The organism is Bradyrhizobium symbiodeficiens (assembly GCF_002266465.3).
Classification (GTDB): domain Bacteria; phylum Pseudomonadota; class Alphaproteobacteria; order Rhizobiales; family Xanthobacteraceae; genus Bradyrhizobium; species Bradyrhizobium symbiodeficiens.
Window position 1 is genome coordinate 6,518,228 of the sequence record NZ_CP029427.2, and the last position, 20,751, is coordinate 6,538,978.

The 20,751-nt window shown below is 65.3% G+C and carries 22 protein-coding genes; 8 read left to right on the forward strand and 14 right to left on the reverse strand.

The window, feature by feature from the left end; all coding sequences use genetic code 11:
• Positions 1 to 43: 43 nt before the first annotated feature.
• Positions 44 to 814, forward strand: coding sequence for a hypothetical protein (locus CIT39_RS30660; RefSeq protein WP_094976562.1), 771 nt, complete (start codon positions 44 to 46; stop codon positions 812 to 814).
• Between the two features lie 67 nt (positions 815 to 881).
• On the opposite strand, the gene CIT39_RS30665 is transcribed toward CIT39_RS30660, so the two are convergent.
• The 5 genes from CIT39_RS30665 to CIT39_RS30685 all read right to left on the reverse strand — a co-directional run bounded on the left by CIT39_RS30665 (position 882) and on the right by CIT39_RS30685 (position 6,120).
• Positions 882 to 1,688 carry an SDR family NAD(P)-dependent oxidoreductase gene (locus CIT39_RS30665; RefSeq protein ID WP_094976561.1) on the reverse strand — a complete coding sequence of 269 codons (807 nt, stop codon included), beginning with the start codon at positions 1,686 to 1,688 and terminating at the stop codon, positions 882 to 884.
• A 90-nt stretch (positions 1,689 to 1,778) separates the two neighbouring features.
• On the reverse strand, positions 1,779 to 2,192 hold the full coding sequence (locus CIT39_RS30670) for a DUF1850 domain-containing protein (protein ID WP_094976560.1): 414 nt from the start codon (positions 2,190 to 2,192) through the stop codon (positions 1,779 to 1,781).
• Positions 2,153 to 4,270 (reverse strand): TRAP transporter permease, encoded by a 2,118-nt coding sequence (locus CIT39_RS30675; protein ID WP_094976559.1) that lies wholly within the window; start codon positions 4,268 to 4,270, stop codon positions 2,153 to 2,155. Before CIT39_RS30675 ends, CIT39_RS30670 begins: the two co-directional genes overlap by 40 nt.
• A 145-nt stretch (positions 4,271 to 4,415) precedes the next feature.
• Positions 4,416 to 5,363: a TAXI family TRAP transporter solute-binding subunit gene (locus CIT39_RS30680; protein ID WP_094976558.1), complete on the reverse strand. Its 948-nt coding sequence runs from the start codon at positions 5,361 to 5,363 to the stop codon at positions 4,416 to 4,418.
• Positions 5,364 to 5,640: 277 nt separating this feature from the next.
• Entirely contained in the window at positions 5,641 to 6,120 is a 480-nt protein-coding gene (locus tag CIT39_RS30685; RefSeq protein ID WP_094976557.1) for a hypothetical protein, read from the reverse strand.
• Between the two features lie 197 nt (positions 6,121 to 6,317).
• On the opposite strand from CIT39_RS30685, the gene CIT39_RS30690 reads away from it, so the two are divergent.
• On the forward strand, positions 6,318 to 6,623 hold the full coding sequence (locus tag CIT39_RS30690; protein WP_094976556.1) for a hypothetical protein: 306 nt from the start codon (positions 6,318 to 6,320) through the stop codon (positions 6,621 to 6,623).
• Between the two features lie 161 nt (positions 6,624 to 6,784).
• On the opposite strand, the gene CIT39_RS30695 is transcribed toward CIT39_RS30690, so the two are convergent.
• A complete protein-coding gene (locus tag CIT39_RS30695; RefSeq protein ID WP_094976555.1) occupies positions 6,785 to 8,002 on the reverse strand; it encodes a hypothetical protein in 1,218 nt (405 codons plus the stop codon).
• A gap of 53 nt (positions 8,003 to 8,055) precedes the next feature.
• Complete coding sequence (locus CIT39_RS30700) at positions 8,056 to 8,682, reverse strand: NUDIX hydrolase (protein ID WP_162308766.1); 627 nt, start codon at positions 8,680 to 8,682, stop codon at positions 8,056 to 8,058.
• Positions 8,683 to 8,753: 71 nt separating this feature from the next.
• Here CIT39_RS30700 and CIT39_RS30705 point away from each other — a divergent pair, with 71 nt between their 5' ends.
• The 4 genes from CIT39_RS30705 (at position 8,754) to CIT39_RS30720 (ending at position 12,476) form a co-directional block, all read left to right on the forward strand.
• Positions 8,754 to 9,179 carry a PaaI family thioesterase gene (locus CIT39_RS30705; RefSeq protein ID WP_162308767.1) on the forward strand — a complete coding sequence of 142 codons (426 nt, stop codon included), beginning with the start codon at positions 8,754 to 8,756 and terminating at the stop codon, positions 9,177 to 9,179.
• A 152-nt stretch (positions 9,180 to 9,331) separates the two neighbouring features.
• On the forward strand, positions 9,332 to 10,354 hold the full coding sequence (locus CIT39_RS30710) for an aldo/keto reductase (protein ID WP_094976552.1): 1,023 nt from the start codon (positions 9,332 to 9,334) through the stop codon (positions 10,352 to 10,354).
• 15 nt (positions 10,355 to 10,369) lie between these two features.
• Positions 10,370 to 11,683 (forward strand): tetratricopeptide repeat protein, encoded by a 1,314-nt coding sequence (locus CIT39_RS30715; protein WP_094976551.1) that lies wholly within the window; start codon positions 10,370 to 10,372, stop codon positions 11,681 to 11,683.
• A 196-nt stretch (positions 11,684 to 11,879) separates the two neighbouring features.
• A complete protein-coding gene (locus CIT39_RS30720) occupies positions 11,880 to 12,476 on the forward strand; it encodes a hypothetical protein (RefSeq protein ID WP_094976550.1) in 597 nt (198 codons plus the stop codon).
• A gap of 3 nt (positions 12,477 to 12,479) precedes the next feature.
• Here CIT39_RS30720 and CIT39_RS30725 read toward each other — a convergent pair whose 3' ends face one another.
• Both CIT39_RS30725 and CIT39_RS30730 read right to left on the reverse strand, forming a co-directional pair.
• Complete coding sequence (locus CIT39_RS30725; RefSeq protein ID WP_094976549.1) at positions 12,480 to 14,039, reverse strand: oleate hydratase; 1,560 nt, start codon at positions 14,037 to 14,039, stop codon at positions 12,480 to 12,482.
• Between the two features lie 94 nt (positions 14,040 to 14,133).
• Positions 14,134 to 15,960 carry an AMP-dependent synthetase/ligase gene (locus CIT39_RS30730; protein WP_162308768.1) on the reverse strand — a complete coding sequence of 609 codons (1,827 nt, stop codon included), beginning with the start codon at positions 15,958 to 15,960 and terminating at the stop codon, positions 14,134 to 14,136.
• A 268-nt stretch (positions 15,961 to 16,228) separates the two neighbouring features.
• Between CIT39_RS30730 and CIT39_RS30735 the strand changes: the two genes are divergently transcribed.
• The gene (locus tag CIT39_RS30735) at positions 16,229 to 16,798 is read left to right on the forward strand and encodes a cysteine hydrolase family protein (RefSeq protein WP_094976547.1); all 570 of its coding nucleotides are present in this window, start codon (positions 16,229 to 16,231) and stop codon (positions 16,796 to 16,798) included.
• A 167-nt stretch (positions 16,799 to 16,965) separates the two neighbouring features.
• On the forward strand, positions 16,966 to 17,289 hold the full coding sequence (locus CIT39_RS30740; RefSeq protein WP_162308769.1) for a hypothetical protein: 324 nt from the start codon (positions 16,966 to 16,968) through the stop codon (positions 17,287 to 17,289).
• Positions 17,290 to 17,327: 38 nt separating this feature from the next.
• Here CIT39_RS30740 and CIT39_RS30745 read toward each other — a convergent pair whose 3' ends face one another.
• The 5 genes from CIT39_RS30745 to CIT39_RS30765 form a co-directional block, all read right to left on the reverse strand.
• Positions 17,328 to 18,599, reverse strand: coding sequence for a flavin monoamine oxidase family protein (locus tag CIT39_RS30745; RefSeq protein ID WP_094976545.1), 1,272 nt, complete (start codon positions 18,597 to 18,599; stop codon positions 17,328 to 17,330).
• Between the two features lie 9 nt (positions 18,600 to 18,608).
• Complete coding sequence (locus tag CIT39_RS30750; RefSeq protein WP_094976544.1) at positions 18,609 to 19,316, reverse strand: dihydrofolate reductase family protein; 708 nt, start codon at positions 19,314 to 19,316, stop codon at positions 18,609 to 18,611.
• 21 nt (positions 19,317 to 19,337) lie between these two features.
• Positions 19,338 to 20,000: an FABP family protein gene (locus tag CIT39_RS30755; protein ID WP_094977059.1), complete on the reverse strand. Its 663-nt coding sequence runs from the start codon at positions 19,998 to 20,000 to the stop codon at positions 19,338 to 19,340.
• 173 nt (positions 20,001 to 20,173) lie between these two features.
• Positions 20,174 to 20,380 carry a hypothetical protein gene (locus CIT39_RS30760; RefSeq protein ID WP_244607477.1) on the reverse strand — a complete coding sequence of 69 codons (207 nt, stop codon included), beginning with the start codon at positions 20,378 to 20,380 and terminating at the stop codon, positions 20,174 to 20,176.
• 101 nt (positions 20,381 to 20,481) lie between these two features.
• Positions 20,482 to 20,730, reverse strand: coding sequence for a hypothetical protein (locus CIT39_RS30765; protein WP_094976543.1), 249 nt, complete (start codon positions 20,728 to 20,730; stop codon positions 20,482 to 20,484).
• Positions 20,731 to 20,751 lie beyond the last annotated feature (21 nt).

The following is a 20,751-nucleotide window of genomic DNA, read 5'->3' on the forward strand; positions in this document are numbered from 1 at the left end:
GGGAGACGTTGAACCAAACCCCGCCTCCTCAGACTCACTCCACATGACGACCCTGACCGACGACCGTCGTGTACGCGCGCGAGATGCGGCGCCTGCACGATATTTTTATCTGCACATGTCTCTGGCTTGCGCGGCCACCGCCTTTCTCGGCTTCGCGCCGACCTATTGGGTGCCGCTCGCCAACCGGACGCTATCCGCAAGCCCCGTGATTCACTTTCACGGACTCTTGTTCTTCACCTGGTCGCTCTATTTCGTGCTCCAGACGTGGCTCGCGGCCTCCGGCCGCGTGGTCAATCACCGCTCGCTGGGCATCGCCGGCGTGTCGCTCGCCACCGCGATGACGATCTTCGGCTTTCTTGCCTCCGTGCACGTGATGCAGCATTCCGCAGCCCTCGGCCAGCGCGAGGCCGGCATCGAATTCTCGATCGTGCCGATGAGCGGGATCGCGTTCTTCGCAATCGTCTTCGTGCTGGCGATCATGAACACGCGCAAGCCCGAAATTCACAAGCGCCTGATGCTGCTGGCCGCGGTCTCGATCCTCGACGCCGCGATCGCACGCTGGTTTCTGACATTCCTGGCGCCTCCGGGACCGCCCGGCCCTCCGCCGGTGCCGGTGACGATCGCACCCGCCGTCGTCGCCTCGCTGCTGCTCGTGGTCGCGATGGTGCGCGACTGGCGCAGCGAAGGCCGTGTGCATCCGGTCTACATCTATGGCACGCTGGCGCTGCTGGCGGTGAAGGTGCTGAACTGGCCGGTCAGCGAGACCGCCGCGTGGCATTCGTTTGCAGGCGGGATCCTGGCGCTGGCGAACTAGGCGACCACAATGTCCTGTCGTCCCGGACAAGCGAAACGCAGATCCGGGACGACAGCAGAGATTGAAACTACGCCCCCGCCTTGCACGTGATCCCGCCGTCCACCACCAGCTCGATCCCCGTCACATATTTCGACTCGTCCGACGCCAGGAACAGCGCCGCGTTGGCGACGTCCCAGGCCTCGCCCATGTGGCCCATCGGCACCTGCGCATCGCGGGCGCGCCACATCGCTTCGACGTCGCCCTTGGCGTAGCTGTTGGCAAGACCCGCCGAGTGCTCCACCATCGGCGTCTTCATCAGGCCGGGCAGGATTGCATTCACCCGCACATGGCTCTTCGCGAACTCGACCGCGGTGGAGCGCGTCAGCTGGTTCATCGCCGCTTTGCTGGCGTTGTAGCTGACATAGGAAATCCCGACATGACGGATCGAGGCGATCGAGGAGATGTTGATGATCGAGCCGCCGCCCTGCTTCACCATTACGGGAATGACGTGCTTCATGGCGAAATAGGCGCTCTTGAGGTTGACGCTGAAGACGCGGTCCCAGCTCTCCTCGGTGACCTCGACCACGCTGCCCATCTCGGCGATGCCGACATTGTTGTCGAGCACATCGATGCGGCCATAGGCCTTCAGGCACGCCGCCACCATCGCCTCGATCTCGCTCGCGCGGGACACGTCGGCCGTGAAGGCGATCGCCTTGCCGCCTTCGCCGGTAATGATCTTCGCAGTCTCCTCGGCCGCGGCGCCGTTGCGGTCGACGCAAAACACCTGCGCGCCCTCGCGCGCAAAGGTCACCGCGGTGGCCTTGCCGTTGCCCCAGCCCGGTCCGATCGAACCGGCCCCCACCACCATCGCAACCTTGCCCTTGAGTCGCTCCATCCTGTGTCTCCTTGTTGTTGCTCTTGTAGCCCGGATGAGCGCAGCGATATCCGGGGCAGCCGTTCCCGCATATCGCTCCGCTCATGCGGGCTACGGATCCTTGCAGACCTTCATCGTGGTGACGTTAGCACCAATGGGATGCCCGACAATCTCCGACAGCGTCCGGCATTGTCCGTCATGGCACAGGCGCCATTCCCCGGCCGCGCCCGAATTGCCGAGCACGACCTCCGGCATGGCTGCGCGCTTCGGTTGCCACTGAAACCAGCCGTCGACCAGCCGCGCCTCGGGCGGCGGCTCCATGCCGGGGCCGGTGCCCTTGACGCGGGCCTGCACCAGTTCGAGGCCGGCGGGGGTGACGCGCCAGTCCTCCTGCCAGTCGACCTTCGCGATCGAATGCGTCCAGACGAGCGTGAACGCGGAGAGCGCCAGCGCCTTCACGCCGCCGGCGGTGGCGAAGCAGAGGCTCACACCGCCTCGACAGGCGCAGGCGGGCGCTGCCGCCATTGCCACAGCACGATGGCCGCAGCGAGCACGAAGCCCGTGGTGTCGCTGAGCTGGAAGTCGCCGAGCAGGCAGAACGCGGCGCCGAGCGCGACCAGGCGTTCGATCAGCGTCAGCCGCGTGAACAGGAAACCGATCGCCACCATGCCGAACAGGGCGATCGCCACCAAGGCTTTCACGCTCGCCAATGCCACCGCGCCATAGAAGCCGAGCTTGGCCGCCATGGGATCGCCAGCCTGCAGCATCAAGGCCGGCGAATAGACGAAGATGAAGGGGATGACGTAGCCGGCGAGCGCGATGCGCATCGCCTCCCAGCCGATCTTGTCCGGATTCTCCTTGGCGATCGGCGCCGCCGCGAGCGCCGCCAGCGCCACCGGCGGCGAGAGGTCGGCCATGATGCCGTAGTAGAACGCGAACATGTGGCTCGCGATCAGCGGCACACCGAGCTTTGCCAGCGCGGGCGCGGCGAGCGCGGCGGTGATGATGTAGGTCGGGATGGTCGGAATGCCGGTGCCGAGCAGGATCGACAGCAGCATGGTCATGATCAGCGCCAGGAACAGACTCTTCTCGCCGAGCCCGATCACCCAGCCGCCGAAGATGGTGCCGACGCCGGTCTGCGACATCATGCCGATGATGACGCCGACGATGGCGCAGGCCATGCCGACGGTGATGGCGGACTTCGCGCTTTCGGCCAGCGCATCGCGACAATCGCGCAAGGCCTTGAACCCGCCGCGCACGAACGCCGTGATCACGATCAACCCGACGACGACGCTGGCGACCGGGACGATCTGCAGGCCATCACGCGACAGCGCGGCGACGACGAGCGCAAGCCCGATCCAGAAGATGTAGCGGATCGCCACCGACGACGCGCCCGTCGTGATGGCGGTGCCGAGGATCAGCGCTACGGTCAGCGCGAGGCCCATGCTGCCGGCATAGAGCGGCGTAAAACCCTCGAACAGCATGTAGACGAGCGCGGCAAGCGGCAGCACGAGGTACCAGCGCGTCACCAGCGCCTTCCAGGCGCTCGGGATCTCCGAGCGCTTCATGCCGACGAGGCCGTGCTTGCCGGCTTCCAGATGCACCATCCAGAACGCGGACGCGAAATAGAGGATGGCGGGAATCGCAGCCGCCTTGACGATCTCGGAATATTGCACGCCGAGGGTCTCGGCCATGATGAAGGCGACCGCGCCCATCACAGGCGGCATGATCTGCCCGCCCATCGAAGCCGTGGCCTCGACGCCGGCGGCGAACGCGCGGCGATAGCCGAACCTGATCATCAAGGGAATCGTGAACTGGCCGACGGTCACGACATTGGCGACGCCCGAACCCGAGATCGTGCCCATCATGCCCGAGGCGAATACCGCGACCTTCGCAGGTCCGCCGCGGGTGCGGCCGAACAGGCCGAGCGAAACGTCGGTGAAGAGCTGGATCATGCCGGCGCGCTCCAGGAACGAACCGAACAATATGAACAGGAAGATATAGGTCGCCGATACGTAGATCGGCACGCCGTAGAAGCCCTCGGTGCCGAACGACAGATGCGTGATGATCTGATCGAAATCGTAGCCGCGATGGTTGAGCGGCGACGGCAGATACTGGCCGAAGAACCAGTAGACGAGGCACGCGCCGCACATCAGCGGCAGCGCCGCGCCCATCAGTCGCCGCGTACCCTCGAAGATCAGCACGGCCAGCACCGTTCCGACCACGAGATCGAGCCGCGTCGGGTCGCCGTCGCGCGCGATGAGATCGGCGTAGAATATCCACTGGTAGAGCCCGCAGAGAAAGCCGGCGCCGCCGATCGCCCAGCCGAGCGCGCGGCCGAAATTGCTCTTCGCGGTGAAGTTGGCGATCAGGCCGAAGGTGAGCAGGACGAGGAAGCCGACATGGACGCCGCGCACCACCTGGCTCGGCAGATAGTTGAAAGCGGCGACATAGAGCTGGAAGACGGCGAAGGCAATGCCGATCCAATAGGCGAGCGCGCCCCACCCGCGCGGACCGAAGCCTTCCGGGAAACCGTGCTCGAAATTGTCGAACTCGACCTTGATCTTGTCGGGCGCCGTCGCCGTGCCCTCTGCCTGCAACATCGATATGTCCCCGCGCCCTGACGGGCATTCTTACAGCATTCTCGCTGCGCTCTGAATGCGTCATGCCCGGGCTTGACCCGGGCATCCGTTGGCAAACGATCTTAAAGGATGGATGGCCGGGTCATGCCCGGCCATGACGAGTACCCTACTTGATCAGCCCTTTTTCCTTGTAATAGCGGATCGCGCCGGGGTGCAGCGGAACCGGGCTGCCGGTGGCCGCGGTCTCGAGCTTGATCTCCTTGCCGGCCGCGTGCGCATTCTGCAATTCCGGCAACGACTCGTAGACCAGCTTGGTCATCTGATAGGCGAGATCGTCGGACACGGCAGAGCTCGTGACGAGATAGTTGATCACGGCCGCCGTCGGCACGTCTTTGTCCTGGCCGCTATAGGTGTTGGCCGGAATGATCGCGGAGACGAAGGGCGGGCCGATCTTGTCGACGGTCTCCTTCGGCACCGACACCACCGTGATCGGGCTCGAGGTCGACAGATCCTTCAGCGAGGCGACACCGAGGCCGGCCGATTGCAGCGTCGCTGCGAGCTGGCGGTTTTTCATGAGATCGACGGATTCTGCGAACGGCAGATATTCGACCTTGCCGAGATCCTTGTAGCTCATGCCGGCGGCGGCCAGGATCGCACGCGAATTCAGCTCGGTGCCGGATTTCGGTGCACCGACGGAGAGGCTCTTGCCCTTGAGGTCAGCCAGCGTCTTGATGCCGCTGTCCGCGGTGGCGACGATCTGGATGTAGTTCGGATAGATCGCGCCGATGGTGCGGAGCTTGTCGAGCTTGGTCTTGAAACCCGCCTCCTCCTCGCCGTTCCAGGCGGACTTCAGCGAGTCACCCAGCGTGAACGCCAGCTCACCGCGGCCCTGCTGCAGAAGGATCAGATTCTCGACCGACGCCTTGGTAGCCTGCACCTGCGTCTTCACGTTCGGAATCTTGTCGCCGTAGATCTTCCCGATCGCGACCCCGAGCGGATAATAGACGCCGGAGGTGCCGCCGGTCAGCACGTTGATGAAGGATTGCGCCTGCGCGCAAGGTGCCGACGCCGCCAGAGCAAGAGCCGCGGCCGCGCCGAAAATGGTCCGTTTCATGGTTGTTGTTCTCCCCAAACCGGCGGCGAAAGTGGCCGGATGAGGGACGCGGGTCAACCCATCCAAAAGATAAAGCTGGGCTGCGGTAAACGGTCGATCCGGCTCGATTTTCGGGGAACCCGCGGGTGCGGCGAGGTGGCGCAGTCGCTGACTTACGGGAGATTCGATCACTCGCCTGGCTGGCTCAATCACCTCTCCCGCCTGCGGGAGAGGTCGCGCCGAAGGCGGGGTGAGGGTTCTTTCCTCTAGGGGATCGCCCCATCGCGGAGGACAGCCCTCACTGGAACGTCATATCCAGGCACTTGGAGATGTCGGAACCGAGGCCGGACGAGATGGTGATGCAGCCGCGGATCTTCTGCGCGCCGACATCGGCGGCCCAGACCGAATAGCCGCCGGGGCCGAAGAACGAATTGGTGTTCGGCGGCTCGGTCTCGGTCGCGTCGAAATCATACTTGCCGTCGGTCTCGAAGATGCGCGGCTTCTTGGTGCAGCCGCCGTCGGTCTGGACGTTGATGACTTCCTTGTTGTCGCGGGTCAGCGCCAGCGACACCTGGCAGCGGAAATATTCCGAGGTCTTGGTGTTGAAGAGATAGGTGTAGGATTTGCAGGTCGCCGTGTTCAGCTTGCCCGGGGCGAGGCCGCGGCTGCACGAAATGCGTTGGTTGTGGCTAAGCTGGTAATCATCGGCCCAGGCGGCCGGCGTCAACGCGGTCAGCAACAGGCCAGCGGCCGAACAAGCTTTAGTGACGAGGTTCATCCGAATCATCCCCTACCCAATATTTTTGTCGAATTGCGTTCTAGACGGAAAGCGGAACATAGTCGCGCGGGGACGAAGGGAAAATCACAAACTACTGGGCAAGACGTGATGCGCTGCGGCGCTTTCGCAAATTGACCAGGACACACCGTTCGTGATTTGTTCAAGCCTGAAATGTCCCGACCGCGGGGAGTTATGGGATGACGGCATTTTCAATCAGGACGTTTGCACTCGTCGCCGCGCTCGGCGCGTTCTCGGGCTCCGCACTGGCGCAAACTGGGGCGACGCCATGGGAGCTCAAGCCCGACATGGGCTACGCCTATGACAAGAGCGGCAAGACCTATTCCTACAAGATGGGCACGAGCAATGCCGGCGAACTGCTGAAGGGGGCCAAGAAGGTGCCCAAGGGCACGCTGTTCTTCATCGGTCAGAACGGCCAGCTCTACATGCGCAGCGGCCCGTATCTGGAAGGCGACGGCAAGTTCAAGTTCGGCCCGGATCAGTAGGGCGCGGAGCAACGGTGCCGCCCCATACTCGGTGTCATCACCCGCAAAAGCGGGTGATCCAGTATTCCAGAGGCCGTTGTGATTGAATCGAGAGGCCGCAGCGTACTGGACGCCCCGGTCAAGCCGGGGCATGACAGCGGAGGATGTGGCAGGGCAGCGGCCTAGAACGCCGCCGCCATTTCCCTAGCGCCGGGTTTGCTGCTGTTCGAATCCATCCGGTCGTCCGTCACCGCGAGCAGCTTCGCCACCGTGTTGTGGCGGATCGCGACCGGGTTGCGCTCGTAGCCGCCGCGCTGGAAGAAGTTCGAGGTCGGCACCTGCTCGCGCATTGCCTGCGGCATCGTCACCATGTCGAGCCCGGTGCCGTCGCCGGTGAGATTCATCATTTCTAGCTCGGCCGCCGTCAGCGGACGGCTGTAGCCCTTGGCGCGCGCGAACAGCACCGAGGTCAGCAGCTTGTGGGTCTGCAGCATCGGCCCGATGTCGATGTCGAGCACCATGGCATGCATGGCCCAGCCCTGCGCGGTGTTGCCGATCTTCTCGTGCTCCGACCAGGTATCGGGCACGGACTTCGCATGGGCCACCATCTTCTTCAACACGACGAGCTTGTGCTCGAGCGCGTGGCGCGCCGGTCCTGACGTCCGTGCCACCTTCTCGGAGAGCGCCCGGATGAGTTCATGGCCCTGCTCGGCCAGCAGCTCGACGCTGTTGGTGGTCAGGAGCTGGTTGTAGCCCATCGCGGTCGAGATCGCGCGCTTGCCGCCATGCTCGATTCCCGCCTGCACGTCGTGGTTGCCGGTGCCGCCGGTCTCGAACGAATAGACCCGCACGGCCTGCTCGCGGGTCAGCCCGGAGGCAAGCGCGTAGCGTGCATAGGCGCGCTTGAACTCGATCTCGCTCGCCGGGCGCTGCGGCGTGAACTGGTAGAGCTCCTGCGCCGCGCGCAAGAAGTCGGCGACCACCGGAATGGGCTTTTTGGCGGGACGGTCCGGCGTTTCCTCCGGCTCCGGATTCACCGGCTTCTTCGGCCCGTTATAGAGCGGCGGATGCTCCAGCACGTAATTATCGAGCGTCACCTGCTGCCCGCTGCGCCGCTTGGCGTTACGGCCTTTTCGCTTCTCCGAGATCTGGCTCCAATAGGCACCCGCCTCGGCATCGAAGGCCGCGCGCGCCGCCTGATATTCCGCGAGCTTGCGGCGATATTCGAGCACAGCTGGAGAAGCTCCCGCGCTTTGCGCGAAAAACTGCGACAGCAGCTGGGCATTGGCATTGCGGACCGCCGGCGGCAGCGCGTCGGCCTCGCCGCCACGCGCGACAGGTGTGATCAGGACGAGCGCAAGTGGAACCAGCGCGAGCTTGTTTCGAATCGAATGATGCATGCCGCCCTCTTAGCAGGCATCCGGTAACCGTCACGTTAACGTGCCGTTTACCTTCATTTCCAGGCGAATACCGGCTGTTCCAGCTCAGTGACGCGGGTCTGCCGCCCGGCCAGCACCTCGCGGAACTGGTAGATCAGGGCCGCCGTCGGCGCATGGATCAGGCTCATCTGGTGATGGAAGCGGATGACGCGGCGGGTGCTCTCGGGGATCGCTGTGAAATCGAAGGCCTCGTCGCGCTCGATCGTGTCGAGCCCAATGCGATGGACGGAAGCGACCTCATCCGGGTTCGGCCGGATCGCGGCACTATCGGCCGCCCACACCACCACGGGCGTGATCAGATAGCCGGAACGGGTCGGATAATCGTCGAGCAGACCGAGCACCGCGTCGGCCGAAAGCTTCAGCGCGAGCTCTTCATCCAGCTCCCGCAGCGCCGCCTCGACCGGCGTCTCGCCGGCATCGCAGCGTCCGCCGGGCAGCGCCCACTGGCCGCGATGCGCGCGCAAGCTCGATGCGCGCTTGGTGAGCAGGAAGGCGGTGTCATCACCATCATTGGCTTCAGTCAGCGCCAGCACCACCGCGGCGCGCTTCAGCGCCGACGGCGCAGCCTCGTCAGGCAGTCGCGCGAAGGAGGCGCAGGCGGCTTCGATATTCCGTCTGGTGGCATCGCCGAAAGGTCTCATGATGCTTGACTACACCAGGACCGCATCTGATGAAACGAGGAGAGAGACGCGTTGCAGGGATGAACGGAAAGATGACCAACAAGGCCGCCGCAAGGCTGAAATCAGAGGGCTGGAGCATCCTCGAAACCACCGGCTTCATGCACCTGATCGGCCCGCTGTGGGAGCGCAAGGTCGACGGTCATCACGAATTCGCACTCGCCACCGAGGACAAGCACCACAACCGCCGCGGCATGGTCCAGGGCGGCGTGATGATGACTTTCGCAGACCGCACCTGCGGCATGGCCGCCCGCTACGGCTCGGGCAAGGAATACTTGGCGACCGTGCAGCTCGACACGCATTTCGTCGAAGCCGGCAAGATCGGCGACATCCTGATCTCCCGCCCTCGCGTGGTGCGCTCGACCCGCAGCCTGATCTTCATGAGCACCGAGGTGACAGTGGATGGTCGCTGCCTCGTGATGGCGAACGGCGTGTTCAAGATCTTGAAGGGGCCGGGGTAGTTGGTCGGGCTGCCGCCGTCTTCTCCCCGTCATTGCGAGCGCAGCGAAGCAATCCAGCATCTCTCCGCGGATGCAGCTCCGGATTGCTTCGCTGCGCTCGCAATGACGGCCGTTGCTGGCTATGCTGCCCTCACCAACATCGAGGATAGCCCATGCAATACCGTCAGCTCGGCCGCAGCGGCCTGAAAGTGTCGCCGATTTGTCTGGGCACCATGATGTTCGGCGGCCCCACGGATGAAGCCACGTCAAGACGGATCATCGACAAGGCGCACGGCGCCGGGATCAATTTCATCGACACGGCGGACGCTTATTCGAAGGGCGGCTCCGAGGAGGTCGTCGGCCGCGCCATCGCGAGCAATCGCCACGCCTGGGTGCTCGCGACGAAACTCGCCAACCCCATGAACACCGGGATGGGCAACGATCCCAATCGCGGCGGGCTGTCACGTCGCTGGGTATTGCAAGCCGCCGATGAGAGCTTGAAGCGGCTCGGCACCGACCACATCGACATCTACTATCTGCACAAGGAGGACCATGCGACGCCACTGGAGGAGACGGTGCGCGCGATGGGCGATCTGATCCGCGCCGGCAAGGTGCGCTATTTCGGCGTGTCGAACTATCGCGCCTGGCGCGTCGCCGAGATCTGCAACATCTGCGACCGCCTCGGCATCGACCGGCCCGCGGTGAGCCAGCCCTATTACAATGCCATGAACCGCATGCCCGAGGTCGAGCACTTCCCGGCCTGCTCCTATTACGGCCTCGGCATCGTGCCCTACAGTCCGCTGGCGCGCGGCGTGCTCACCGGCAAGTACAAGCCGGATGCCGCCCCCGACAAGGAGACGCGCGCCGGCCGCAACGACACCCGCATGATGCAAACCGAATGGCGGCCGGAATCGCTGCAGCTCGCGCAGGAGATCAAGCATCACGCCGAGAAGAAGGGCATCACCGCCGGCCAGTTCGCGGTCGCCTGGGTGCTCAACTCCGCCTTCGTCTCCTCGATCGTCGCGGGTCCGCGCACCGAGGAGCAATGGGACGGCTACATCAGCGCGCTCGACTATCGCTTCACCGCGGAGGACGAGGCCCTGATCGACCGGCTGGTCGTGCCGGGCCATCCCTCGACGCCGGGCTACAACGACCCGGCCTATCCGATCGAAGGCCGCCGCGCGCGGACGGCGTGAGAGCGGGAGACGTCGATGGCGCTCGAAGACCGCTACGGCCTGCCGCTCTCCACCACCTCCGATGCGGCCGCATCCGCCTATCGCGAGGGTGTCGATCTCATGCTCGCGGGGTGGACCGGCACGGCGGAGATGCTGGAGCACGCGATTGCGGCCGACCCGGACTTTGCGCTTCCCCATATCGCCCGCGCCCGCGTGCACGCTTTCTACCAGCAGGGCGATCTGGCCCGAGGCAAGGCGGCGCACGCGCGCGAGCTGGTCGCCAAACGCGGCACGGAGCGCGAGCGCTCGCATGTCGAGACGCTGGCGTTGGCGATCGAAGGCCGGCTGCCGGAGGCGATCGCATCGACGCTGAGACACATCGAGAGCTGGCCGCGCGATGCCTTGATACTGTCGCTGCCGCTCGGCGCGTTCGGCCTGTTCGCCTTCTCCGGCATGGCCGACCACGACCGCGCGCGGCATGAGCTGTGCGAGCGGCTCGCGCGGCATTACGGCGAGGACTGGTGGTTTCTCACCATGGCCGGCTGGGCGATGACGGAGAATGGCGACGTGGCACGCGGCCGCGCCGTGACCGAGCGCGGCTTCAATTTACGCCGGGCCAACGCCCACGCCGCGCATGCGGTGCTGCACGCAATGTTCGAGGACGGCTCGATCGAGGCGGCCGACCGCCTCGTCGACGACTGGATTCCCTCTTACGACCGCGCCGGAATCCTGCACGGCCACATCCGCTGGCATCAGGCGCTCGGCGCACTCGAGCATGGCGATGCGGCGCGCGCGTTGTCGATCTATGCCGACGTGCTTCAGCCTTCCGTCACGCAGGCGCCGCCGCTCAACCTCGTCACCGACGCGGCGTCGCTGCTGTGGCGCCTGTCGGCTTACGGACACACCGTGCCGAAGGCGCTGTGGCTCGACGCCGACGCCAGCGCGCAAAAGCTGTTTCCGAAGTCGGGCCTGTCCTTCGCCGACATCCACATGGCCCTGTTCGCGGCGGCGACGCAAAACCACGCCGCGCTCGGCGCGCGCCTTGCGACCATCGAGCAGCGCCTCGCCGAGGGAAAGCTGCCGGCCGGCCCCGTGGTGCCCGCGATCTTCCGCGCGCTGGCGGCCTTTGCCGAGGAGGATTACGGGACTTGCGCGCAAACGCTCGCGTCCGTTCTCGGCGAGGTCGTGCGGATCGGCGGCAGCCACGCCCAGCGCGAGTTGATCGAGGACACCTACATCGTCGCGCTGATGCGCAGCGGCGAGCTCGCCCGCGCCCGTGCCGTGCTGGATGCCCGCCTGCACCGCCGGCCCTCCCTTCGCGATACGCGCTGGCAGGCGGCCACGGGTTAGCGCTGCCACGAAAAAAACACCGGCCTGACGGCAAGTGCCTGCGGGACGATTTTGGGCGATTTGGACAAATCGTCGTCGGGGTGGCGCGGTGGTATTCCAGGCGGGAATTGTAGAACAAACGGGATCGCAACCAATTTGCGGTTCGATGGTCATGGTTCGGAACCTGTCCGTGGGTTCCTTGCCATTGAGCCTTCCGATGCGCCTCTTCCGACCGCTGCTGCCCGCCACGCTTGTTGCCGCCGCAACCCTTGCCGCGCTGTTAAGTCCTTGTTTTGCCGAAGCTTCCAGACCGATCCCGGTCAACAATCCACCGGCGCCGCAGAATGCCTATATCGACCTGCTGGCGCTGATGTCCGGCCACTGCAAGACGCTCAAGGTCGCCGGTCGCACCTTCGCCTGCAAGACGGTCGCCTACGCCCATGGCGACAAGGGCCGGGTCAATTTCTCGGTCGCGGTCGATGATCCCTCCGATGCCAATCACGTGGTGTCGTTTTCGGGCGAGAACGGCAAGCGCGCCGACGACAATTCCTACGAGCTGCCGATCGACCGCATGCTGCTCAACTCCAAGGACCGGCCGAAGGTCGACGGCCTGCCGGTGCCGGCGGAGCAGACCTCCACCGGTCTCTGCCGCCAGACTGGCAACTTCGCTGCCAAGAAGGTAAACGACGTGACCTGCTCGGCAACCGACAACGAAGGCCGACGATATGAACTGCTGTTCGTCTCCGACGGTAAGCCGGTGAGCGTGCGCCGCATCCGGCAGTCGGCGCCCGCGATCCAGGATCCGTTCAAGTAGCCGTCACGCGAACGCCTTCTCCAGCGTCGCGAAGATCACCGCGAGCGACTTGTCGTGCCGCGTCACCGGCGGCACCGGGCGATCGGTCTTCATCAGCTGATAGACCGCCATCTGCGCCGCGCGCACCGAATATTCGACCGTGAACACGACGTCGTCGGGGATTTCGACGAACTGGCTGACGAAAGCGAGGTTGACCGAATTCTTCGGCACCGGCAGCGGCCGGTCGGCCAGATTGCGCGGCATGAACATGCTGGTGATGTAGGGCATGCGGCAGGGAATGCAGATCGCGTCCTCGAACACGGCGCCATCGAAATTCAGATGGCCACACAGCTCCTTCAGGATCTCCGCGCCGCCGCATTCGGACATCGGCTTGGCGACGAAATTGCCGACGCGGTCGGGATGCAGCGCGTAGCCCCAGAACACCTGCACGTTCTTCGGCTGACCGGCGAAATGCGGCTGGTGATAGAGCACGACCGACATCAGCCAGTTGGAATCCTTGAATGTCACCAGGCCGCCGGTGCCGGCCGTATTGCCGGAGAACGCCTCCATCCGGTCGAAGAAGCGTGGATCGCGGCAGGTGACGGTGAAGGACAACCAGTAGGATTCCGGGATCGAGCTGTTGAAGGCGGCGGGATTGCCGAATTCGGGACGTCCCTGCGCGATCGTCTCCCACAGCGCCCAGCCCTGGCTGTCCTTCTTGGTCAGATGCGGCGGCGGCTCGGTCATCGTGCCCAGGCTCGAGGCGTCCGTCATCGAACCGTTCTGGAAGAACACGAGATCGCCGTCCTCGAGCCGGACATTGGCGATGCGGCCGTCGCGGTCGAGCACGAGCTGGCGCACCCGCAGGCGTCCGTCCTCGTTCTCGATCGCCATGTCGGTGACTTCAGTACCGCGCACGAACTGCACGCCCTGCCGCTTCAGCCAGTCCACCAGCGGCCGCACGATCGCATCATACTGATTGTAGACGGTGCGCTTGACGCCGGCGAGCGTCTCGATGCGCGGAAACTCGCTCATGAAGCGGTGCAGATAGCGCTTCAGCTCGACCGCGCTGTGCCAGGGCTGGAACGCGAAGGTGGTCTGCCACATGTACCAGAAATTGGATTCGAAGAATTTCGGCGAGAGCCAGTCGGTGATGCGGCTGTTGCCGAGCGCCTCTTCCGAGGCCTCGGTGAGCCGCAGCAGCTCGAGCCGGTCGCGCGCAGAAAAACCCATATGCGAGACATCGACCTTGAAGCGGTTGCGGTCGACGAGCCGCGCCTGCGAGTGCGCCGGGTTCTCCACGTTGAACGCGATGGTCTCGTCGCGGACGCTGAGGCCGGGATGCTCGAGCGAGGGAATGCTGGAGAGCAGATCCCAGGTGCATTCGTAATGGTCGGTGGTGAGCATGCGCCCGCCGCGCAGCGAATAGGCGCCGTTCGCGAGCAGCGCGCCGTCGAGACTGCCGCCGACCAGCGGCTGCGCCTCGTAGATCACGATGTCACGCCCCGCCTGTTGCGCGTCGCGGATCAGGAACGCCGCGCCCGCGAGCGATCCAATGCCACCGCCGATGAAATACGCCTTCATGACTTGCCTCGATTGTCGTTCGAACTCACGAACGACATTGCATCGCGAGGCGGCGGCCCAGGTTGCGCTGGATCAACCGGGACACGAGGCGAAATCACGTCGGCGTTATCGCCGCGGGCTTCTTCGCATAGACGTGCTCGATCTCCTCCGCGAAGCGGCGCTCGAGCGCGGGCCGCTTGTTCTTCAGCGTCGGCGTGAGCAGGCCGCTCGCGATGGTCCACGGATCCAGCGTCCACCACACCGCGCGCGGCGTCGCGTAGGACGGATAGGCCTTCACGGCCGCCGCTATTCTCGCCAGCAGAGCAGTCCGTTCCTCCGCGCCGCCTTGCCTGCCGCTGGCAGCGAGCCTTTCCTTCTCCTGCACCCAGGCTTTTGCATTCAGCACGACCAGCGCGGTGAGGAACGGCCGCTGCTCGCCGACCACCAGCGCCTGTTCGAACAGGGGATCGGCGAGGATCGCGGTCTCAAGATCCACCGGCGCGATCTTCTCGCCGGTCGACGTCACCAGGATATCCTTGATGCGGCCGGTGATGGTGATGCGCCCGTTCTCGATGCGGGCCTGGTCGCCGGTATGCAACCAGCCGTCGGCATCCTTGACGCGGCGCGTCTCCTCCGGCTTGTGCCAATAGCCGACCATCACGCTGGGGCCGCGCACCAGCAATTCGTCGTTCTCGCCCAGCTTGACCTCGACGCCGTCGAGGACATGGCCGACCGAATGCGGATCATTGTCGTCGATGGTGTTGACGGAGACCACCGGCGAGGTCTCGGTCATGCCGTAGCCCTGAAGCACGTCGAGCCCGAGCGCGAGAAACAGGCGAATGACGGGTGCCGCAATCGGCGCGCCGCCGGAGACCGCGACACGCAGCCGGCCGCCGAGCTGGGCCAGCACCTTGTCGGCGACGATCCGCTTCAGCAGCGGCCAGGCCAGCCGGTCCAGCAGCGACGGCACGCCATGCCGCTGCCGCGCATCGAAACGCCGCCCGCCGACGGCGATGGTGAGGTCGAGCAGCGCGCGCTCGATGCCTCCCGCTGATGCGCGGTGCTGCATGATCAGCGCGTAGATGCGCTCGTAGATCCGCGGCACCGAGACCAGCACCGTCGGCTGCACATGCTTCAGATCCTCCGAGAGTTGCGGCACCGAGCGGGCATAGGCGACGCAGGCGCCGGCCGCGATCGGGTAGTAATAGCCGCCGGTGCGCTCGAACGTGTGCGAAAGCGGCAGGAAGGACAGGAAGACGTCGCCCGGTTCGGCGGCGATGCGATGCGCGATCGCCTTCACATTGGCGACCACGTTGCCGTGCGACAGCATCACGCCCTTCGGCCGCCCGGTCGTGCCCGAGGTGTAGACGATGGCGGCGAGGTCGTCCGGCTGGATCGCGACGTCGGGCAGCGGCGCGGTCCCGCCGGGTGTTTGTGCGAGCCAGTGGTCGAGCCCGACGATGCGCCCATCCGGCGTGATCAGCCCGCCCGCATCCGCGCAGACGACGCGTTTGAGATGGTCGAGCGGCTGGCCGGTCGCCACGATCGCCTGCCAGCGCTCCAGCGTATCGACGAACAGGAGCAGCGCGCCGGAATCGACCAGGACGTACGCGATGCTGTCGGGGTTGTCGACGGCATGCATCGGTACCGGCACGAGGCCGCGCGACAGCGCCGCCTGGTCCATGGCGATATGCGCAATGCCGTTCGGCATCAGGATGGCGACGCGTTCGCCGGTCGCGAACGCCTCCGCGGCGAGCGCCCGCCGCCACAGCTCGAATTCCGCATCGATCTCGTGCCAGGATTGGCTGACCCAACGCTGCGCGGTCGCATCGAAATGCCGATAGGCCTCCGCCGCCGGCGTCGCCTTGATACGCCAGCGCAGCAACTCCGGCAGTGTCTTGATCCCGGCAAGTCCGTCCGGTTGACTCGTCGGCCCCGGCATGGCGTCCTCTCGCATCATCGAATCCTGATCATTTGGTGACTCGACACTAGGCTGGCCAGCCCTCGCCGCTTTGATCCTCAGCAAGCAACCATGCAAGGATAAGAACACCGCTCGGGCAACTTTCGTGTCCCGGACGCGATGCAGCCTAGGGCGATGCCTGGCATCGTCCGGGGCACGAGAGTTGTCGCGAAACGAGGGAAGATCGGCATTGCGCGTCGTCCCTGCCGCCTCGCATATTTGCCTCCATATCCGCGCGAAAGGTCCGATCATGCCTCACCTCCTCCCCGCCCTCATCGTCGTCGACGTCCAGCGCGCGTTCGACGAATGGGAGGCGGCGGGAATGCGGCGCAACAATCCGGATGCGGTGGCGCGCATCGCTGATCTCCTGCGGGCTTTCAGGACGCACAGCGCGCCGATCTTTCATATCCGCCATGAAGGCACGAAACCGAATTCGTCGTTCCTGCCGTCGCGTTCCGGCTATGCCGTCAAGGACGAGGCGCGCGAGCAGCCGGGCGAGACCGTAATCGTCAAGCGCGTCAACAGCGCCTTCATCGGCACCGACCTGGAGCAGCGCCTGCGTGCTGGCAGCATCGGCACGCTCGTGATCTGCGGTGCCACCACCAATCACTGCGTGGAGACGACGACGCGGATGGCCGGCAATCTCGGCTTCGACGCATGCCTCGTGCGCGATGCGACATGGACCTTCGACCGCATCGGCCCCGACGGCGACGAACATTCCGCCGAGGAGATCCATGCCATGACGCTGTCGAATCTCGACGGCGAGTTCGCGCGGATCGTCACAACCGCCGGCGTAGTCGCCTCATTCGCGGCCAAGTAATGGCAGCAATGCGATCAGTGCCGAGGATGCGACAATGAATCTCACAGCGTACGCTCATTCGTCGCGAATCGCACGCCGCGCGCTGCGTCGTTTCGACGCCCGCGCTGGCCGGAACGCAGCAGACGCCCATCTGTTGTCACACGACATTCAACTGGAGTGATGACACCATGAAGTATCTCATTGTCGCGATTGCGGTCGGAGCTGCGGCACTTGCCGGCGGATCGGCGGCGAACGCGGCTGGCAAGTCGAGCGCGAAGCAGAACGCGCCAGCCGCCCAATCGACCGACATCAGCGCGCAGCACCGTCACCATGGCCATCGCCATCATCATCACTGGCGTCCTCACCACCGCCATCACGGCTATTATCGTCCGCATCACCGGAACTATGGTTATTATCCGCGGCATCACGGCTATTACGGCGGCGGGCCGTACGGCTATTACGGCGGCGGCGGTCCCGGCGTGACGTTCAGCTTCGGCGGCGGACGCTGGTAAGAGATAGATGAGGCCCGCAGAAATGCGGGCCTTTTTCTTTACCCGCGCAGAATCAGCCCCACCGTCTCCACTCCGCTCGCCAGCGCTGCTTCCACCGTACCCATGTCACGGCCGCGATAGAGCGCTTCGCCCGACAACAGCAGCAGACCATCGGCACGCGCGAGGATTTCTTGTGCCGCGCGCGTCCGCGGCGTCGCCCAGGAATAGGCGCCGCGGGCAAAGGGATCATGCGCCCAGTTGGTCGCCGCCGCGGCCACGAGATCGCGCGCGACCTCTTCGCGCGACAGCTTGAAGATGGCGGCAAGCGAATCGAGCCCGGCATCGATCAATGCCTTCGGATCGAGGCTGTCCAACTCCGCCGTGTGCGGGCCACCGAACCAGCCGGTGAGCACGGCCTGCCGGCTCGGATATTGCGTCCACCACACCGGGATGGTCCGGTCGGACAACAGGAAGGTCATGCCCGCCAGATCCTGGTGTCGCTCTTGCCACCATGGCCGCGCGAAGCGCAGCAGGATCTTGATGACGTTGCCGAAGCCGATGTCGCCCGCCGCGGCAAGCTTCTCGCGCGCGCTCGCCGGCAGCGCCATCTCGCGCAGCAACGGCAGCGGCACCGTGAGGATCACGCGATCGCAGCCATGGACATCGCCGCCGACGCAGCGAACGGCCGCCCTATCGCCGTTCTCCTCGATCGCCGACACCACGCAGCCGAGATGGATTGTCACGCCGAACCCGCGGCAGTCGGCCACCAGAAAGTCGATCAGCGCGCCATAGCCGCCATCGATGCGCGCCTGCGCGGCGTGCCCGCCATCCATCCATTCCTCGCGCAGCGCCAACGTCGAGGCCCGCTCGGGGTCGGCCGCGTCGTAGCCCTCGACCATCCGCAAGATCGACCGGCGCATCGGCGCATAGTCATCCCCGACGAAATGCCGGCGCAGGAATTCGGCGACGGGGAGATCTTCCTGCAGGTCCCGAAGCACGGCTTGCAGCTCGGCCTCGTGCGGATCGTCGCGCACCTCGCGCGCGAGCGCCGTCCCGTCGAAGCTCCAACGCTCGCCTGCGATCTCGTGAAGGGACAGCCCGGCCTCGCGCAGCAATCTGCGCGTGACCGGCGCCTCGCCATGGACGAATTCGGCGCCGCCTTCGGCGCGATAGCCGAACTCCGCGTCCGGCAACGGATGGATACGGCCGCCGCAGCGCTCGCGAGCCTCCAGCACCGTCACCTTGCGGCCGGCCCGCGCCAACTCGCGCGCCGCCATCAGGCCGGCCGCACCGGCGCCGACGATGACGATGTGCTCTGTTACCTCGCGCATGGCCACGCGTCACCGGCTCGCGGCTTGCGGATCGTTCCTGATCAGGTAGCGCAGCAGCAGGACGCCGCCGCCGAGCTCGCGCGTGCTCTCCAGCGACATCGCGGCGATCGGCGCACGCTTGTCGCTATCTTCCTCCGTCGAAGAGAACACGAAGGGGGCGCCCGTCGCGCCGTCGATCGCGGGGCTGAGGATCAGGTTGAACTCGTCGATCAGACCGGCCCGCAGGAACGCGCCATTGGCGACACCGCCGCCCTCGACCAGCAGCCGCTTCACCCCGAGCTCGCGGCCGAGAATGTCGAGCGCGAGCGCCAGATCGAGCTCGGATTGGCCGGCGAAGATATAGGACACGCCCTCCCCGCGCAGGCCCGCAAGATGCGAATCCGGCACGCTCTCGGTCAGCACCACGACGATCGGATCGCCGCCGATGTCCGAGCGGCCCCAGCCGATCTTGCCCCGCGCATCGAGCACGATTCCATAGGTTTTCGCATCACGCCGCGCGAACCAGTTTTCACGCGGCAGCTTCATGTCCGTCGCGGGATAAGGCTGGCCTTTGGCGAACTCCGAGCCGGTGACGCGGCCGATCACCCAGGCGTCGCCGCCGAGTTCGTCATGGATCTTCTCGAACCAGTCCGTGCCCGCACCCTTCGGGCGCCAGCGACTGGGATGCGTGCGGCCGTCGAGGCTGGAATGCATCAGGCAGATGACATAGGGCTTCATGCGATCCTCCGACGCCACGCTTCACACCGCCGGCCCATCGGCCCTACCGCGATCATTGACGATCACCGCGAGCGGATTGAGCTTCGGCGGCGCGGCGAGCTGCAGTGTGTTGGTGTCGCGATGGTCGAACGGCGCGCCGCGCACGAACAACGCGGTCTGGATCAGATAGGTCCAGCTGCCGTCGTCGTTGAAGGTGATGTCGCAGCGGTAGGAGTCGGTACGGAACGCCTGCTCCAGAAAATCCGTGGAGCAGATGCCGTAGGCGGTGTCGCCGCGCTTTGCGGCGACCGAGATCGCCCTGTCGTCGGGCCCGGCCTTGCCCGAGGCCAGCAGCACCTGCCCACGCGGAATCGCCAGCGTCTGCATGATCAGCCCGGTCGCAGGCTCCCATAACCAGTAGCCGACCTGGTCGTGGAAGGTGATGTCTTCTTCGGGCGTGTTGATGTGGATGTGATAGCGCAGCCCGTACAACAGCTGCGGCCCGTTGGCCTGCGGATCGATCGGGTCCATGCGGATGTGCTCGATGAAGGTCCGCCGCTCCGGCCCCTCCGCCTTCGGATTGATGTCGATGCCTTTGTCCGCCTGCCAATGCCCTGCGAGACGGCGGAGCGGGCCGAGATTGGCAAGGCCGTCGGGCGAGACGTCCTCGGGCTCGGTGAAGATGTCGGCGGGAATGGGGAGCATGGCGGCCTCGCGGGAAATTGCGGAGGCAGCCATAGCATGGCGGCGGGAACCTGGCTCGTGTTCAAACCGCATAACCGCGAATGGACATGGGCGCCACGTGCAGACGATCGCCGAGCCTCACATGACGCAAGACGGAGCCGAACCTGTCCTGTTCGGCTCCGCCGCCGGGACGCTTAGTGGCGGTGATCGCGGACCTCGGGTTGCGTGCGGTGGTCCCTGACGATGGTCTGATTGCGATGGTCGCGCACGATGGGCGGATCGCGATGATCGCGCACGATGGTCAGCGCGCTCGCGGGCGTCACCGCGCCTGCCAGAATGAGCGCCGCGAAGCCGCAAGGATGGTATTGCGCGCGAGTCTTGTCCTTTGCCTGGTGGAGCACTGCGAACCACCGGACGGCAAAGCCAGGTTGACCCGTGAGAGAAATATGTGCCGTCGGTCACGTGCTGACGATCAGGTGCACGACCTTGCCGACGGCCGCTCTCAGGCCGCTTCCGGCATTGAATTCGCGCGCTGCTCGAGCACGCCGATCGTGGCGACCAAATTGTCGCGCCGCGCGCGAAGGTTGAGTGCGAGCAGCGGATAGGTTGGCGCAAGCACGTCGAACACGCCGGCTTTGGCTTCCTCCTCGAGAATATCGGTATTCAACAGCCGAACGCGCCACCACAAATCGGCGATCAGCGCATCGAGCCGGAGTTCGCCGGCAGTACCAGAACGGGACATTTCTTGCATCGCATGCCTCAACCTGAAACG